The organism is Shewanella sp. SW1, assembly GCF_025653545.1.
GTDB classification, from domain to species: Bacteria; Pseudomonadota; Gammaproteobacteria; order Enterobacterales; family Shewanellaceae; genus Shewanella; species Shewanella oncorhynchi.
Map to the genome: position 1 here is coordinate 394,204 of NZ_JAKKSG010000001.1, position 16,453 is coordinate 410,656.

Annotated in this window: 15 protein-coding genes; 8 read left to right on the forward strand and 7 right to left on the reverse strand. The window is 45.8% G+C overall.

Going from position 1 to position 16,453, the window contains the following annotated elements:
* Positions 1-6: 6 nt before the first annotated feature.
* Together L5M71_RS01775 and nadK are read right to left on the reverse strand one after the other, a co-directional pair.
* Positions 7-1,650: an L-lactate permease gene (locus L5M71_RS01775; RefSeq protein ID WP_049821741.1), complete on the reverse strand. Its 1,644-nt coding sequence runs from the start codon at positions 1,648-1,650 to the stop codon at positions 7-9.
* A gap of 1,016 nt (positions 1,651-2,666) precedes the next feature.
* On the reverse strand, positions 2,667-3,545 hold the full coding sequence (gene nadK, locus L5M71_RS01780; RefSeq protein WP_081729057.1) for an NAD(+) kinase: 879 nt from the start codon (positions 3,543-3,545) through the stop codon (positions 2,667-2,669).
* Between the two features lie 100 nt (positions 3,546-3,645).
* On the opposite strand from nadK, the gene grpE reads away from it, so the two are divergent.
* Complete coding sequence (gene grpE, locus L5M71_RS01785) at positions 3,646-4,266, forward strand: nucleotide exchange factor GrpE (protein ID WP_113941025.1); 621 nt, start codon at positions 3,646-3,648, stop codon at positions 4,264-4,266.
* A gap of 125 nt (positions 4,267-4,391) precedes the next feature.
* Here grpE and dxs read toward each other — a convergent pair whose 3' ends face one another.
* The 3 genes from dxs to xseB are packed head-to-tail and all read right to left on the reverse strand — an operon-like array spanning position 4,392 to position 7,405.
* A complete protein-coding gene (gene dxs, locus L5M71_RS01790; protein WP_263206110.1) occupies positions 4,392-6,260 on the reverse strand; it encodes a 1-deoxy-D-xylulose-5-phosphate synthase in 1,869 nt (622 codons plus the stop codon).
* Between the two features lie 21 nt (positions 6,261-6,281).
* On the reverse strand, positions 6,282-7,163 hold the full coding sequence (gene ispA, locus L5M71_RS01795) for a (2E,6E)-farnesyl diphosphate synthase (protein WP_212600336.1): 882 nt from the start codon (positions 7,161-7,163) through the stop codon (positions 6,282-6,284).
* A 2-nt stretch (positions 7,164-7,165) separates the two neighbouring features.
* Entirely contained in the window at positions 7,166-7,405 is a 240-nt protein-coding gene (xseB, locus tag L5M71_RS01800; protein WP_006080884.1) for an exodeoxyribonuclease VII small subunit, read from the reverse strand.
* Between the two features lie 314 nt (positions 7,406-7,719).
* Between xseB and pomA the strand changes: the two genes are divergently transcribed.
* The 3 genes from pomA (at position 7,720) to thiI (ending at position 11,357) form a co-directional block, all read left to right on the forward strand.
* A complete protein-coding gene (gene pomA / locus L5M71_RS01805; protein WP_113941027.1) occupies positions 7,720-8,487 on the forward strand; it encodes a flagellar motor protein PomA in 768 nt (255 codons plus the stop codon).
* Positions 8,488-8,490: 3 nt separating this feature from the next.
* Positions 8,491-9,417 (forward strand): flagellar motor protein MotB, encoded by a 927-nt coding sequence (locus tag L5M71_RS01810; RefSeq protein ID WP_113941028.1) that lies wholly within the window; start codon positions 8,491-8,493, stop codon positions 9,415-9,417.
* 485 nt (positions 9,418-9,902) lie between these two features.
* On the forward strand, positions 9,903-11,357 hold the full coding sequence (gene thiI, locus L5M71_RS01815; RefSeq protein ID WP_028760687.1) for a tRNA uracil 4-sulfurtransferase ThiI: 1,455 nt from the start codon (positions 9,903-9,905) through the stop codon (positions 11,355-11,357).
* Between the two features lie 135 nt (positions 11,358-11,492).
* On the opposite strand, the gene L5M71_RS01820 is transcribed toward thiI, so the two are convergent.
* A complete protein-coding gene (locus L5M71_RS01820; protein ID WP_028760686.1) occupies positions 11,493-11,729 on the reverse strand; it encodes a hypothetical protein in 237 nt (78 codons plus the stop codon).
* Between the two features lie 227 nt (positions 11,730-11,956).
* On the opposite strand from L5M71_RS01820, the gene L5M71_RS01825 reads away from it, so the two are divergent.
* The 4 genes from L5M71_RS01825 to rlmM all read left to right on the forward strand — a co-directional run bounded on the left by L5M71_RS01825 (position 11,957) and on the right by rlmM (position 15,207).
* Positions 11,957-12,868 carry a transcriptional regulator GcvA gene (locus L5M71_RS01825; protein WP_105249769.1) on the forward strand — a complete coding sequence of 304 codons (912 nt, stop codon included), beginning with the start codon at positions 11,957-11,959 and terminating at the stop codon, positions 12,866-12,868.
* The gene (locus tag L5M71_RS01830; RefSeq protein WP_263206113.1) at positions 12,849-13,523 is read left to right on the forward strand and encodes an alpha/beta family hydrolase; all 675 of its coding nucleotides are present in this window, start codon (positions 12,849-12,851) and stop codon (positions 13,521-13,523) included. Before L5M71_RS01825 ends, L5M71_RS01830 begins: the two co-directional genes overlap by 20 nt.
* Positions 13,524-13,551: 28 nt before the next feature.
* Positions 13,552-13,944 carry a DUF423 domain-containing protein gene (locus L5M71_RS01835; protein ID WP_011918954.1) on the forward strand — a complete coding sequence of 131 codons (393 nt, stop codon included), beginning with the start codon at positions 13,552-13,554 and terminating at the stop codon, positions 13,942-13,944.
* 177 nt (positions 13,945-14,121) lie between these two features.
* Complete coding sequence (gene rlmM / locus L5M71_RS01840; protein WP_011846285.1) at positions 14,122-15,207, forward strand: 23S rRNA (cytidine(2498)-2'-O)-methyltransferase RlmM; 1,086 nt, start codon at positions 14,122-14,124, stop codon at positions 15,205-15,207.
* A 220-nt stretch (positions 15,208-15,427) separates the two neighbouring features.
* On the opposite strand, the gene L5M71_RS01845 is transcribed toward rlmM, so the two are convergent.
* Positions 15,428-16,435, reverse strand: coding sequence for an isocitrate dehydrogenase (locus L5M71_RS01845; RefSeq protein WP_113941031.1), 1,008 nt, complete (start codon positions 16,433-16,435; stop codon positions 15,428-15,430).
* Positions 16,436-16,453: the final 18 nt, after the last annotated feature.

Here is a 16,453-nt window from a genome sequence, read left to right on the forward strand (position 1 = left end):
AACGGCTTAGAATCCACCCCACAGGGTAGCTATTGTGCCCGCCAGTAAGGCATAACCAATGGCAACAGGCATTGTTTTACGGATAATTTCTGATTCTCTACCTGCCATACCCACTACCGTTGCAGCGGCAACCACGTTCATTACGCACATCATGTTACCGGCGTTTGCACCGATACCTTGTAGTGCCAATACCAGTGTGTGGTTCATGCCAATATTGTCGGCAACGCTGTATTGAAGGCTGGAGAACATCATGTTTGAGAAGGTGGCTGAACCCGATAAGAAGGCACCAAAAATCCCCACGATAGGCGCCATCCAAGCCCACACAGCGCCCATGGAACCTGCCAACATATCCGCTAAAGCGACAGGCATTGAGGCAAGACCTGCACCATTCGCACCTGAGTTTAAGAAGATTTTCACCATAGGCACTGATGCGCCTAATGAAATAATTGTTGGCAGCATGGACTTACATGAAACACCGACCGTTTGCTGAATCGCAGGACTTTTCATTTTGAACAGGAAGAAACCTAGAATACACACGGCAACAAAGAAGGCACCTGGTGCATATAAGGTTGCGAAGCTGGCTTTAAGCTCAGTGCCCATTAGGCCTGTCCAGCTGATGTTAAAGCTTGATAACCATGCTTTTAACGGTGCCACTGTACGCGACAGTACCAAAAGCGCAGCCATGATGATGTAAGGTGTCCAAGCGGCAATTTGAGAAAACTTAGCCGTTGTTTCGACTTTTCCGCTTTCTTGACTGTCATTCTCTGCGAAATCATTCCATGGCGTTTTAGGCAGTAAGTAGCCTTTACGCGCAACGGGGATCACTAAGGCCATACCGATCAATGAACCGATAACCGAAGGGAATTCTGGGCCAGCAAGGTAGTTGATGATCCATGCGGGGACGGTAAAGGCAAGACCTGAGAAAATCGCAAATTTCCAAATTGCTAAGCCTTCCTTAAAGGATTTATTGCGACCAAAGAATCCAGTTAGCATGGTCACCATTACGAGAGGAATTAATGAACCTGTGATTAAGTCGATAGTGATCATATGCATGACGATATATCGAGCATAACCAGCATAGTTACCACCATGGGCAGCAAATTGCTCCGCCGCCATGCTCACGCCACCTTGGATCAGACCCTGTTCCATCCCAAAGAGTACAGGTAGACCAATCGCACCGAAGGATACACAGGCCGAGTCAGCAATTAAAGCCACGACAGCTGCGGCAACGGGTGGTACACCAAGCAATACCAGTAGTGGTGCGCCAATGGCTGCGGGAGTACCAAAACCAGCACTACCTTCAATAAAGGCACCGAATAACCAACAGATGATGATGACTTGTACACGGGCATCGGCACTGATGTTAGTAAACCCAGCACGGATAGTGTCCATGGCACCTGAGTATTTCAGGGTATTGAGTAGGAATACGGCACCAAAAATGATGGTTAACGGTGTGATGGCTGAGAGCAGTCCTTCGAGGACCGATGCCGCCAGTAATGTGGTATCCATTTGCCAAATAAACACGGCGGCGAGCGCTGTGATTATCATGGAGATAGGCATAGCCTTAGATGCAGGCATTCTGAGTAACACTAGAAATAGCATTACACTGAGCACTGGCGTCAAGCTAGCGAGGAGTTGAAGTATTGTCATGCTTGCCTCTTCATAAAGTGGTCTGTCTTATTATTGATATTAGGATTTTTCATCTGCCTTCATGTCGACTTCCCAGACCAATAAATCAGCAGTTAATACTGCAAGTACTTACGGTCTCGACATTCTGTGTTGTGTACTAGACGCTATTGTGAGCTTGACTAATATGATCTAGATCATCTTGGCTGTTATATGAAATGCTAATTTACAGTGCTGCGGGGTGCTTCTCTCGGGGGATTTTCTTATATGTGACAATGATCACTTAGACTGTTGGGTGTATATCTACTTTGGTTATATTAAATTAAATTTGTTGTTTTTCTGGTTATTAAAAGTAGAGCTATCACTCATATTCATCGTCATTATTGCAATTAACTGATCCATTTATTTCATTAATAGTCTGTTATTGGTTTTTTCAGTCATTTTTAAGGTGTGATTAAGGTCGCATAGATTGTTGTGGCTAGATTAACTCATTTACTTCTATTTTCATCAAGCTATTGTAATATTTGCCTAATATGTCCATTTTGGAATGGTTTTTTATAGTGATCTAGAGCACGTTTTAAAATGGTGGGATTTTATTGTGATGGATATCACTTAATGAATTTTACTTTAATATGAAATTTAATAACCATTGTTTAATTTAGTTTCAGTTTATTTGAGCGAACAGCCAGCCCAAATATTCAAGTATATTGAGCGAATAACAGAAAAGTTGAAATAAAAAGTGACCGCTTCTAATGGGTTAAGAGGGGAAATTGAGAGAACAGGGTGAAATTGAAGCAGAAATTTTAAGTAACAAAACTAAAAAATACTGTTTGAACTTTTATCAGACTGGTTAGTGTCATTAATGCTCAAACGCCATTAATGTGAATATTAGTTGTTTGTGAGAAGTGCTAAAAAGTTCACCAAAGACTGTGCAGGGGAAAAGATAAGGCTTTAATCGCAACCTTCTAGGTTAAATTTACAAAATAAAAAAGAGACGTGATATGTCTCTTTTATTGGTGATTTAGCCAACAGATACAGACTTAAAACAACTTGCTGCCCCAGCCTAATTTGGTCCGCAGCACGTGGAAATAGTTGTGTCCTTTAGGATGAATAAGCCGTAAACGTTCAGAGCTGCGGCGCACTATGATTTCATCGCCGGGTAACACGGCTAAATGCACGTGGCCATCACAGCTGACTTCGAGGTTTTCGCCATTTTCAGGTGACACAACCATTTTTATGGTGCTGCACGCATCGACAACAATCGGGCGACACGACAGAGTGTGCGGGAACATAGGTACTAAGATTAGGGCCTGTAAATTAGGCGTCAGAATAGCGCCGCCAGCGGAGAGGGCGTAGGCCGTTGAACCGGTAGGCGTTGACACTATCATGCCGTCGGCACGTTGGCTGTACATGAACTGATCGTCAATATAGACCTCAAACTCAATCATGTGGGCAATTTTACCCGGATGGAGTACGGCTTCGTTGACGGCGGTGTTGCTCGCCTTGAGCATACCGTGGCGATAGACTTCGGCTTCGAGTAAGAATCTATGCTCGGTATCGAACTCTCCATCGAGTACCTTGGCGAGCGCCTCTTCGAAGGCATCGGGCGGCAGATCGGTTAAAAAGCCTAAATTGCCGCGGTTAACCCCAATCACGCCTAAATCGAAGCGGGCTAATACCCTTGCCGCGCCGAGCATGTTACCGTCACCACCGACGACTATGGCTAAGTCGCAACGCGCGCCAATTTCTAGTAAATCGACCGCTATGATATTGGGTCCTAATTCGGTAGCAACACGCTCTTCCACTAAGACTTCAAAGCCCTGCATTGTCAGCCAATAATGCAGACGCTTTAAGGTTTGGTTGGTCCCTTGGTGGTGAGGTTTGCCGATAAGGCCGATAGTATGAAACTTTGTGGTCATATTTATGCTAGATCTGGCCTTAGGCCTTGAAACGTCAAAATTGATCCCCATAATATGCCCAGAGTATTTCAGAAACAAAGCATTTTTAGCTGGAGTGAAAATGAGCAACGAATCGATTAAAGCAGAACAGGATCTGATCCAAGAGGGTGTAGAGTCTGAAGTATCTACCGCAGAAGCAAGTCTGATCGATGAGCTTACCCAGGCCAATTTCCGTATTGAAGAGCTGGAACAGTTACTCGCTGAAGCTTTGGCGAAAGTTGAAGAGCAGAAGGATTCAGTCATCCGCGCCGCAGCCGAGGTCGATAACATTCGTCGTCGTGCCGCAATGGATGTGGAAAAGGCGAACAAGTTTGCCTTGGAAAAGTTCGCCAATGAGCTTTTGCCTGTGCTTGATAACATGGAGCGCGCGCTAATGGGTACAAACCCAGAAGATGAAGCGACGAAAGCGATTTATCAAGGTGTTGAGTTAACTCAAAAAAGTTTACTCACTGCGGTGGCTAAATTTGGTGTTAAGCAAATTGATCCACAAGGTCAGTCATTTAACCCTGATCAACATCAAGCGATTGGCATGCAGCCAAGCGCTGAGTTCCCTGCGAACACTGTGATGTTGGTGATGCAAAAGGGGTATGAGCTGAACAGTCGCTTGCTGCGCCCTGCTATGGTAATGGTGTCACAGGGTGGCCCTAACCAAGAAACCGCGACGATAGATATCGAAGCTTAAGCTTATTGGTTAGGCCGCTGTTATAACAGACAGCAACAAAAAAGGACTGCAATTGCAGTCCTTTTTTATGGGCGGAATTTTTTATTGATAAGATTTAGCGTCTTAACGAGATAAGCAAGTTCAGCCTATTGCGCTAGATAAGCATTGATTTGCGCCAGTATGCCTTCGGCATCCAGTTGCAAGTCGTGGATGACTTCTTCTGGCGAGCCATGTTTAATGAACTCGTCTGGCAAACCTATTTGGAGTACGGCTTTAGGCATTTTTAGCTTTTGAAGCTGTTCAAGAACACCTGCACCCGCACCGCCTATAATGGCATTTTCCTCCACAGTGACTAACACTTCATGGGTTAGTGCCATTTCTTTTATCAGATCAACATCAAGTGGTTTCACAAAGCGCATATCGACAACCGTCGCATCTAAGCTTTCGGCAGCGGTTAATGCCGATGCGAGCAAGGTACCAAAGTTAAGTATGGCAATACGCTTACCGATGCGCTTAATGACACCTTTACCAATTGGCAACGCAGTCATGGACTCGACTTGCATCGCTCCCGTGGCACTACCTCTTGGGTAACGCACCGCACTTGGGCCCGCATCATAGCAATAGCCAGTGTAGAGCATTTGACGACATTCGTTTTCATCGGACGGCGCCATGATCACCATATTAGGGATACAACGCATAAAACTTAAATCGAATGCACCTTGGTGGGTTGGACCATCGGCACCGACGATACCGCCACGGTCAATGGCAAATAACACGGGCAATTGTTGTAGTGCGACATCGTGAATAAGCTGATCATAGGCGCGTTGCAGGAAAGTCGAGTAAATTGCGACTACAGGCTTGAAGCCTTCGCAGGCAAAACCCCCCGCTAAGGTGACGGCATGCTGCTCAGCAATCGCTGCATCAAAATATTGTTTCGGGAAGCGCTGGGAAAACTCCACCATGCCAGAACCCTCACGCATCGCAGGAGTAATCGCTAACACTTTCTCATCTTGTTCGGCAATGTCGCACAACCATTTACCGAAGACTTGAGAAAAGGTCGGTAAACCGGGTTTGGTGGCCGGTTTTTTAAATAGCGATGGGTCAAACTTAGGCACAGCATGCCAACCGATAGGATCTTTTTCAGCAGGTTCATAACCACGACCTTTTTTGGTCATGATGTGCAGCACCTGTGGACCTTTCAGATTACGCATATTGCGCATGGTCTCGACCAGAGCGTCTACATCATGGCCATCGATAGGACCTATGTAGTTGAAACCTAACTCTTCAAATAGAGTGCCAGGAACGACCATACCTTTGAGGTGTTCCTCAGTGCGCTTGGCCATTTCTTTGATGACAGGCATACCTTTCAACACTTTTTTGCCGCCTTCTCGCAGTGTGGTGTAGAAACGGCCTGACATCAGTTGTGCTAAATGATTGTTGAGGGCGCCGACATTTTCTGAAATCGACATTTCGTTGTCGTTCAGTACCACGAGCATGTCATTGTGCAAGTCGCCCGCGTGGTTCATGGCTTCAAACACCATGCCGCCAGTCATAGCGCCATCGCCGATCACAGCTACAACTTTACGACCTGCTTGTTCTTTTTCTGCAGCTATCGCCATCGCCAGCGCGGCGCTAATCGACGTGCCAGAATGGCCAACACTGAAAGTGTCGTATTCACTTTCTTCACGCCATGGGAAAGGATGTAAGCCATCTTTTTGCCGAATGGTGTGCATCTTGTCACGTCGACCCGTGAGAATTTTATGGGGATAGGCTTGATGGCCTACGTCCCAGATCAGTCGATCAAAGGGGGTATTGTAGACATAGTGCAGTGCCACAGTGAGTTCTACTGTGCCGAGCCCTGAGGCAAAATGTCCGCTGGACATGCCAACAGACTTAAGAAGGAACTCGCGCAGTTCATCGGCTACTTGTGGTAAAAGTGCCTGAGGAAGCTGGCGGAGCTCATTGGGGGTGTTGGCCTGCGCCAACACGGGAAACTGAGAAATGTCCAAACTCATAGCGAGATACTTCGACTCTTATTATATTCTTCGCTCAATGATATAGCGGGCGAAGTCTGCAATTAACTGGCTATTGTATGGCAATTTAGCCAGCGCTGATAGTGCCTCTTGGATCAGTTGTTTGGCGGTGTCTTGTGCACCTTGTAGTCCAAGTAGTTGTGGAAACGTACTCTTATTCGATTCAGTATCAGAGCCTTGCGGTTTACCTAGCTCTTCGGTGGTGGCTACGATGTCAAGGATATCGTCTTGTACTTGGAAGGCGAGCCCTACCGCACGGGCAAAATCCATCATAGCAGCATACTGATCTTTTGGCGCGTTTGCGGCGATTAAAGCTAACTCAACGGCGCAGCTGATAAGGGCACCGGTTTTCATATTATGTAGCTGAGTTAACGCGTTAAGATCAATATGTTTATCGGTCGAGGCTAAGTCTATCGCTTGGCCTCCACACATACCACGATAACCTGAGGCTTTGGCTAATACTCTTACCATAGCAATATGTTGTTCGCTGCTTATCCCTGCTACGGCTTCGGTGACAATTTCAAAGGCTAAGGTTTGCAGAGCATCCCCCGCTAAAATGGCCGTCGCCTCATCAAAGGCGATATGCACTGTCGGCTGGCCACGGCGGAGCTCGTCATCGTCCATGGCGGGTAAATCGTCGTGGATTAATGAATAAGCATGGATACATTCAATAGCTGCGGCGCAAGCATCTAACTTTTCAAGTTCGACCCCAAACATGCGTCCCACACTGTATACGAGGAACGGTCGAATGCGCTTCCCTCCCAATAAGGCACCGTAAGTCATAGCGGCTTTTAATTGGGGAGCTGTATCTTCAAGCGTACTAAAACGCTGTTTTAATTGATCATCAACTCGTTGTTGATATTCTTGAATGGTACTGACTAACACGCTTATTCGCCCTCAACGGCATAGGGGGATAGGGGCGCATTTTCATCTTGTTTCAGTAAAATGGCCACTTTTTGTTGGGCTTGTTCGAGTTTTGCTTGGCTATTTCGAACGAGATTGATGCCACGTTCAAATTGTTTTAACGCGTCATCGAGGGAGATATCGCCTTGTTCTAGATCGGCAACGATGCGTTCAAGTTCGCCAAGGGATTCTTCAAAACTAAGATTTTCGGGTTTCTTCGCCACGTTCAGGTTTCCTTTGATTTAGCGGACACAAGGTATATCAGGGCGGCGTAAGGGTCAAATTCAGACTAAAGATATTTGCTCAATAGCACGCTTTGTTACTGAAATTTTTCCAGAAAATATAAATTGTCGCTAAACTTGCTTAGTGTGTGTCCGATAACTGACAATAGTATCATCATTTGTATGGTAATTTTTAACTGGATAAACAAGGCTCGTATGTGTGTCGATGGGATTATCTTATTCGGTAGAATAACTGAGTGTTCTTGCTTACCCAGAGTAAGTATTATGTCGTTTATTACGAAAATTGAGGAGCCGTTGTGGATTTAGCAACAATAATCGGAATTGTGGGAGCCTTTGGTTTTATTCTCGGCGCTATGGTGACCAGCGGCGGCTTGATGATTTTCGTTGATGTGCCCTCGATCCTGATTGTGTTCGGCGGGTCCTTCTTCGTAGTCATGATGAAGTTCACTCTTAAACAGTTTTTTAGTGCCGTTAAAATTGCTTTGAAAGCCTTTGTATTTAAGATTGATAAACCAGAAGATTTGATTGAGCAGTCCGTGACTATGGCGGATGCCGCCCGTAAAGGGGGTTTTTTGGCATTAGAAGAAGCGCAAATTACCAATACTTTTATGCAAAAGGCTGTCGATATGTTGGTCGATGGTCACGATGGTGAAGTGGTGCGTGCAGCCCTGGAGAAGGATATCGCTTTAACGGAAGAACGTCATCGGACGGGGATTGGCATATTTAGAGCCTTTGGCGATGTTGGCCCAGCAATGGGCATGATAGGTACGCTTGTGGGTCTTGTGGCCATGCTATCTAACATGTCAGATCCTAAATCTATTGGTCCTTCGATGGCCGTTGCTTTGTTAACCACATTATACGGCGCTATGGTCGCTAACATGGTTTGCTTGCCTATCGCGGATAAGCTAACGCTTAGGATGGGGGAGGAAATGCTCAATCGTAACCTTATTATGGATGCGGTATTGGCGATTCAAGACGGACAAAACCCGCGGGTGATTGAAGGCTTTTTGAAAAATTATCTCGCTGAAAAAAATCGTAAAATCGATACAACGGACGGAGAGTAGCCCATGGCTAAGTGCAATTGTCCACCGCCCGGAGCACCGCTCTGGTTGGCAACATTTGCCGACTTGATGTCGCTGTTGATGTGTTTCTTCGTATTGTTATTGTCATTTTCTGAAATGGACGTGATGAAGTTTAAGCAGATCGCGGGCTCAATGAAGTATGCCTTTGGTGTGCAAAATAAGGTGGAAGTTAAAGATATCCCGAAAGGGACTTCTGTCATTGCCTTAGAATTTAGACCAGGACGCCCCGATCCGACTCCGATTGAAATCATTAACCAGCAAACGAATGAAATGACTGAACCTGTATTGGATTTCCAAGCGGGTGAAGACGATAGTGCGGGCGGCGTGCAGCAGCAAAATGGTTCTCAGCGGGGTGGCGAAGCGAGTGCTACGGCACAAGAAGTTGCCGATGCGGTTAAAGCGGAAGCGGCAGCGGCGCAAGAAAAGATCAATCAGCAAGTGAAGAAGATGGCGCAGGAGCTCAATAAAGAGATCACCGATGGAGCGATTGAAATTGAGTCATTAGGTCAGCAGATTATTATTCGTATACGTGAGAAGGGGTCATTTGCTTCTGGCTCAGGTTTCCTGCAGCCTCGATTTAAACCTGTGGTGCGCTCAGTCGGCGAATTGTTAAAAGATGTTCCAGGTGTCATCACAGTGTCAGGTTACACGGATGATATGCAAATAAGCGATGAGCTCTATAGTTCTAATTGGGATTTATCCAGCAAACGTGCCGTGGCAGTGGCCCATGAGTTAGTACAGGTCAGCGGCTTTGATTCTAATCGAATGAAAGTGGTTGGTATGGCGTCTAACAATCCGATTGTGCCTAACGATTCTCCGGAAAATCGTGCCCGTAACCGCAGGGTTGAAATTGCTATTGAGCAAGGTAAAGCTAAGGAGTCTGAAGAAATTCAGATCGGTAATTCGCCTTAAGTGTTTAGATACTCTCCCAATCTAAAGCCGCAATAATCTTGCGGCTTTTTTATTGAGCTAATATGTACTTTTCCCTTTTTAGTTAACGTGTTATGCATCAAATTTCTGTGGTTGATTTAAATCCATTTGGGCTTTACGTTAATCACATTGAGTGTGTAATCCCTAAGTTTCCTTTAATTATCCCTCAACGACTTATTGTTAATGATTCATCTCAAATCACTTATTTTAAGCAGGGAAATTCAAACCATTCGAATAGGCTTTAGTGACATTATTTCAGCCTAATTAGCTGCCGTGATTTAGTCATTAATACGCAATGAATACGCAATGAATACGCAATGAATACGCAATGAATACGCCATAAATGTGGCCTGTGTCGCTGTTGGCTATGTGCGCTGAAACTCGCCTTTTTAGGTTGCTTGGGTATATAATCCCCCGATTATTCTTTTAACCAATTTTGCTGTTTTAAAATTGCCCGCGGAAATCCCATGAAGTTTATTGTAAAGCTGTATCCAGAAATCATGATGAAGAGCAAGCCTGTACGCATGCGCTTCACCAAAATGCTCGAAACTAACATCCGTAATGTGCTTAAAAAAGTTGACGAAGATGCAAAAGTGCAGCGTCAATGGGACCGCATTATGGTGATGGTACCAAAGGATAAGCCTGAATTGGCCCAAGCTTTCGGTGAGCGTCTGGCGTGTATTCCTGGCATTGCACACGTAGTGCAAGTGGATGAGTACAGCTTTGAATCTGTTGATGATATTTATCAGCAAGTCTTGCCTGTTTACCGTGACCAACTCGCGGGTAAAACCTTCTGCGTGCGAGTAAAGCGTACTGGCGATCATGATTTTAATTCTATTGAAGTTGAACGTTATGTCGGTGGTGGCTTAAACCAGTTTACCGATGCGCTGGGCGTGCGTTTAAAGAATCCGGACATTACCGTTAATTTAGAGATTGAGCGCGATAACCTTTATATGGTGACTAAGCGTATTGAAGGTCTAGGCGGTTTTCCGATGGCAACACAGGAAGATGTATTGTCCTTGATTTCGGGTGGTTTTGATTCTGGCGTTTCTAGCTATCAATTTATCAAAAAAGGCGCTCGTACCCACTACTGCTTCTTCAATCTGGGCGGCGCACAGCATGAAATTGGTGTTAAACAAGTGGCTTACCATTTGTGGAAAACCTACGGTGAATCCCATAAAGTGAAGTTTATCTCCGTGCCTTTTGAGCCTGTGGTTGCTGAGATTTTAGAGCGTATCGATAACGGTCAAATGGGCGTTGTATTGAAACGCATGATGATGCGTACCGCGGCGCGTATCGCCGAGCGTATGGGCATTCAAGCCTTAGTTACCGGTGAAAGTTTAGGCCAAGTGTCTAGCCAGACCCTGACCAACTTAAACGTCATCGACCGTTGTACTGAGTTATTGATTTTACGTCCCTTAATCGCCATGGATAAGCAAGACATTATCAACGAGAGCCGTAAAATCGGCACCGAAGATTTTGCTAAATCAATGCCTGAATATTGCGGCGTAATTTCGCAAAAGCCGACGGTAAAAGCGGTATTAGCTAAGGTTGAAGCGGAAGAGAAAAAGTTCTCTGAGGATTTGATTGATCAGATCATCGCCCAATCTGTCACTATCGATATCAGGGAGATCGCAGAACAAATGGATACTCGGATTACTGAGACAGAAACGGTTGCCAGTATCGATACCAACCAAGTGGTCATTGATATTCGTGCCCCTGAAGAAGAGGAAAGCAAACCGCTGCAAATTGAAGGTATTGAGATAAAGCGCATCCCATTCTTCAAGTTAGCGACTCAGTTTGCCGATCTCGATAAGCAAAAGACTTATTTGCTCTATTGTGAGCGTGGGGTGATGAGTAAATTGCAGGCATTGTATTTAATCGAGCAAGGCTACACGAACGTGAAAGTGTATCGTCCATAAGTCGGGCGAAAACTTGCCCATTGCCGTATATCGTCAGTGGGATTGATTTGCTATTCAAGTACAAAAAAGCCGCATATTAATGCGGCTTTTTCTTTGCTCTTACTGAGCGCGACCTGAGTTTCAGTGTCGTTTAGGTTATTCGGCTTTAACGACTTGCTGATGAGATGCGACATCGTCTGTGGCAATCAGCAGAGTGGCTTCTTGTAGCACTTCTTGGTGCATTTTATTCATTGCAGCGGTTAAATCTGCAGTGATATTGGCTTGCAAGTCGCTTGTGTCAATGACGATTTCGTCAACGAGTACATTTGCACTGGCATTGAAGCTGAGTGCTGAGACTAATATTAACGCAAACGCCGATTTTAAATTGAACATAGTCGCCTCCGGGCTGACAAATTAACGCTGTCAGACATTCCCATCATCAACTTTGAGATTGTCTAACTTAGGTATTTCATAGCTATGGATGTTTCATCGCTATTGGTGTTTCGTTGATAAGCTGTTTCATTGGCGCAAAATTTAACCAAAAACGCTGGCCTTTACAAACGATTAAATGTAACAATACGGATTAGAAAAACTAATTAAAAAACGAGACTGAGATCACTATGTCGAGACGATTACCACCGCTTAATGCGGTTAAAGCTTTTGAGGCAGCCGCGCGGCATTTGAGCTTTACGCGGGCAGCGGAAGAATTGTTTGTTACACAGGCTGCGGTGAGCCATCAAATAAAGGCATTAGAAGATTTCCTCGGATTAAAATTATTTCGTCGAAAGAACCGTTCTTTGCTATTAACCGAAGAAGGGCAAAGCTATTTTCTCGACATCAAAGATATCTTTATTCAGCTTGCCGATGCCACCGACAGATTACTCGCCCGCAGTGCGATTGGTTCGCTGACGGTCAGTATGTCACCCAGTTTTGCGATTCAATGGCTAGTGCCACGCTTGGCTAAATTCAGTGAGAAAAATCCCGATATCGATGTGCGAATTAAGGCCGTTGATACCGAAGCGAGTTCATTAACCGATGATGTGGATGTGGCTATTTATTATGGCTTAGGTAATTGGCCCGGGCTACGTGCAGATAAGCTCAGAAACGAAGTGCTTATTCCCGTATGTTCGCCCATGTTGCTCAACGGTCCTAAACCACTCTCAAAACCGAGCGATTTAAAGTATCACACGTTATTACATGATATGAATCGTCACGATTGGCAGGCGTGGTTTAGGCAATGTGGCATTACCGATATTAATGTGAATCAAGGACCTATTTTCAGTCATTCGTCTTTGGTATTGCAGGCGGCAGCCCACGGTCAAGGGGTTGCCCTGGGTTACAGCGTGCTGGCACGCCCCGATATTAAAGCTGGGCGGCTTGTGTGCCCATTCCAAGAAGTCTTGGTCAGTAAAGATGCTTATTACTTAGTTTGCCAACAAAACCATGCTGAGTTAGGTAAAGTGGTGGCGTTTCGTGAATGGATGTTAGACATGTTTGCCGAGGAGTCTCGCAGTGAGTTGTTGCCCGGATAAGCCGATTTATGTATTAGAAGGGGAGCCTGCGAGTACTTTGATTTTATTGGCCCACGGTGCGGGTGCTAACATGGATTCTGATTTTATGCAGGCCATGTCGGCGGGATTCGTTGCTCAGGGCTTCCGAGTGATGCGCTTTAATTTTCCTTATATGCAGGCGAATGCAGTCGATGGCAAACGGCGTCCACCGGACCGTGCGCCTAAATTGCTTGCGTGTTTTACACATATGCTCGATATCGCCCACTCACAACCACAAGTTGAACGTGTGGTGTTAATGGGGAAATCCATGGGCGGTCGTATGGCGGCCCTATTAGCCTGCGATCCTGCATTAGCGGCGCGCATCGATAGGGTGATTTGTTTAGGTTATCCTTTTGTGCCACTCAAAGGCGGCGAGCCTAGATTGGAACCTTTGAATGAATGCCAAGTCCCAGTAATAGTTGTACAGGGTGAGCGGGATAAGTTTGGTGGCAAAGTGCAGATCCCAAGCTGGCCCTTGAAAGCTGAGATAGGATTAGCTTGGATAACCGACGGCGATCATAGTTTTGTCCCAAGAAAGTCGTCAGGCACCAGTGAAGCCGCTAACCTTGCACGTGCTATTGATTTATCAAGTGATTTTATTCGTGAGCTTGATGTTGAGCGAATAAATGTTGAATGAGTTAATCCCATTCCAGCAGGAGCGTTAAATGCGTAAAGGTTTATTGTTACTCGCCGCCGTGAGCGGATTCTTAGCCGTCGCCTTAGGGGCTTTTGGTGCCCATGGTTTAAAAGCGGTCGCGCCACCAAACTTAATTGAAGTCTTTAACTTAGGTGTGCAATATCATTTCTACCATACCTTTGCCCTCATCATGGTTGCCTTCTCGGGCCAATGGTTAACCTCGCGTTTACTGGACTGGTCGGCATATCTCTTTGTCGCAGGCATAGTACTATTTTCGGGCTCACTATATGGACTGGCCTTGTTTGGGACTAAGTGGTTAGGTCCTATTACGCCTATGGGGGGGGGGTGTTTCTTACTCGGTTGGTTATTATTTGCCGCCGCGGTATGGCGTCACAAAGTTATCGACGGTCATGAGTCTTAATCGCTGATGCTTATGTGAGTTAACAGGCTTAGGGCGCACCTAAGCCTTTTTTATTTCTCTAATCGCAATTCAAGGTTCAGCAGTAGGCAAATAGGGCATTTGTGGATTGAAATTGGTATACTGGCGCCCAAATCGATAGTCAGCCAATGCTTTGGCTTGGATTTCTCAGGGATCCCCATGAAAAACCTATTTTTATTTTGCCGCGCAGGCTTTGAAAAAGAATGCGCTGCAGAAATCCAACAGCGAGCCGGTGAGCTCAATGTGGGTGGCTTTGTTAAGGCCAACAATAACGACGCTTATGTTGTATACCAATGTTTTGAAGACGACGCTGCCGATACGTTAGTCAAACAATTACCTTTAGATTCGCTCATTTTCGCCCGCCAGATGTTTGCTGCTAGCGACTTGTTAGTCGACTTGCCTGAAAATGACAGAATAAGCCCAATCGTTGCGGCGCTCAGTGACGTCAGCAAAGCGGGTGAAGTGCGGGTTGAAACACCTGACACTAACGAAGCGAAAGAGCTCTCGGCTTTTTGCCGTAAGTTCACTGTGCCTTTACGCCAGCATTTGAAAAAATCGGGCAGTTTGCTCGCGCAGGAAAATCCCAAACGTCCGATTATCCACGTGTGTTTTATTGGACCCGGCCGTGCCTATGTGGGTTATTCCTACAGTAATAACAGTTCGCCACATTTTATGGGCATTCCACGCCTTAAAATGGCGGCGGATGCACCGAGTCGTTCTAGTCTGAAACTCGACGAAGCCTTTGGCCAATTCGTGCCTAAGGAAGAGCAAGAAGAGCGTATTCGCAGTGGCATGAACTCAGTGGATTTGGGCGCTTGCCCTGGTGGCTGGACTTATCAACTGGTGCGTCGCGGCATGTTTGTGTCGGCAGTTGATAATGGCCCTATGGATGAAAAACTGATGGAAACGGGCCAAGTGAAACATTACCGTGAAGACGGTTTCCGTTTCGAACCGCAACGTAAAAATATCTATTGGCTGGTGTGCGACATGGTTGAGAAACCTGCGCGTGTTGCCGAACTGATTGAAGCTTGGGCGATTAACGGTTGGTTTAAGGAAGCGATTTTTAACCTTAAATTACCGATGAAGAGCCGCTATAAAGAAGTGACTGCTATCCTTGAGACCATGCAGACGATTCTTAAAGAGAATGGTGTGACTGATTTTAAAGTGCAGTGTAAGCATCTTTATCACGACCGTGATGAAGTGACAGTGCATTTATGGCTACGCCCTAATACCGCGTGGAATTAATTCCAGTGCTAACCCTGCGGTGATCTTGTTGTCGCTAGAATGGTAATTGTCACGCGGGTTTAAAGCCACGCAGGTTTAAAAGCTAGATAACAAAAAGCCCCAAAGGAAACTTTGGGGCTTTTTCGTGTTTACTCATTTGAGTTTCAAGCGCTTGCTTCTTTTAAGCTTTTGCTTGAATAAGCGCGTTATAGACACGTCTTAAACGCGCTTAGCATTGAGATCACAGACGCTCAAGCACCGCTTGCGTGAAGTCAGTCGTGCCGTGAGTGCCGCCTAAATCGCGAGTCGTACGGTCGCCTTCTTCAATGACAGCAGATACCGCTTTACGGATTTGCTCAGCTTTGTCAGCCATACCTAAATATTCCAGCATCTGAATAGACGCTAAAATCACTGAGGTTGGGTTTGCAAGGTTTTTGCCCGCGATATCCGGTGCACTACCGTGAACGGCTTCGAAAATCGCGGCATCACGGCCAATGTTTGCGCCTGGCGCCATACCTAAACCACCCACTAAACCGGCACACAGGTCCGATAAAATGTCACCGAACAGGTTGGTCGTCACGATCACATCGAAGTTTTCTGGGTTCATCACTAACTTCATGCACGTTGCATCGACGATCATTTCTTCTGTCTTGATGTCTGGGTAACGTAGGCTCACTTCACGGGCCACTTTCAGGAACAGGCCTGACGTTGACTTCATGATGTTGGCTTTGTGTACAATAGTGACTTTCTTACGGTTTTCTTTGCGAGCTAGTTCGTAGGCGAAAGTGGCGATTTGCTCGGCACCTTGGCGAGTGACGATACTGGTTGCTTCGGCTGTTAAACCATCTTCAGACACTTTTTGACCATGGCCAGAATACATGCCTTCGGTGTTTTCACGTACTGTGATGATATCGATATTTTCGTAACGGGCTTGGGTACCTTTGAAAGACAGTACTGGGCGTACGTTAGCATACAGACCGAATTTTTTACGCAAGGTTACGTTGATAGAAGTAAAGCCTTCACCAACGGGAGTCGTCAGCGGCCCTTTCAGCGTGATACGGTTTTTTTCAATGAGTTCTAAAGTGCGTGCTGGCAGTAACTCGCCTTGCTTTTCAAGTGCAGTCAGGCCGGCATCGGCAAATTCATATTCAAAATCACAGCCCGCTTTATCAAGAATTTTTAAGGCTGAATCAATAATACTTGGGCCAATTCCATCACCTGGAATTACGGTTATCGTTCTTTTTGACATGGAGAAGTCCTTCCACGG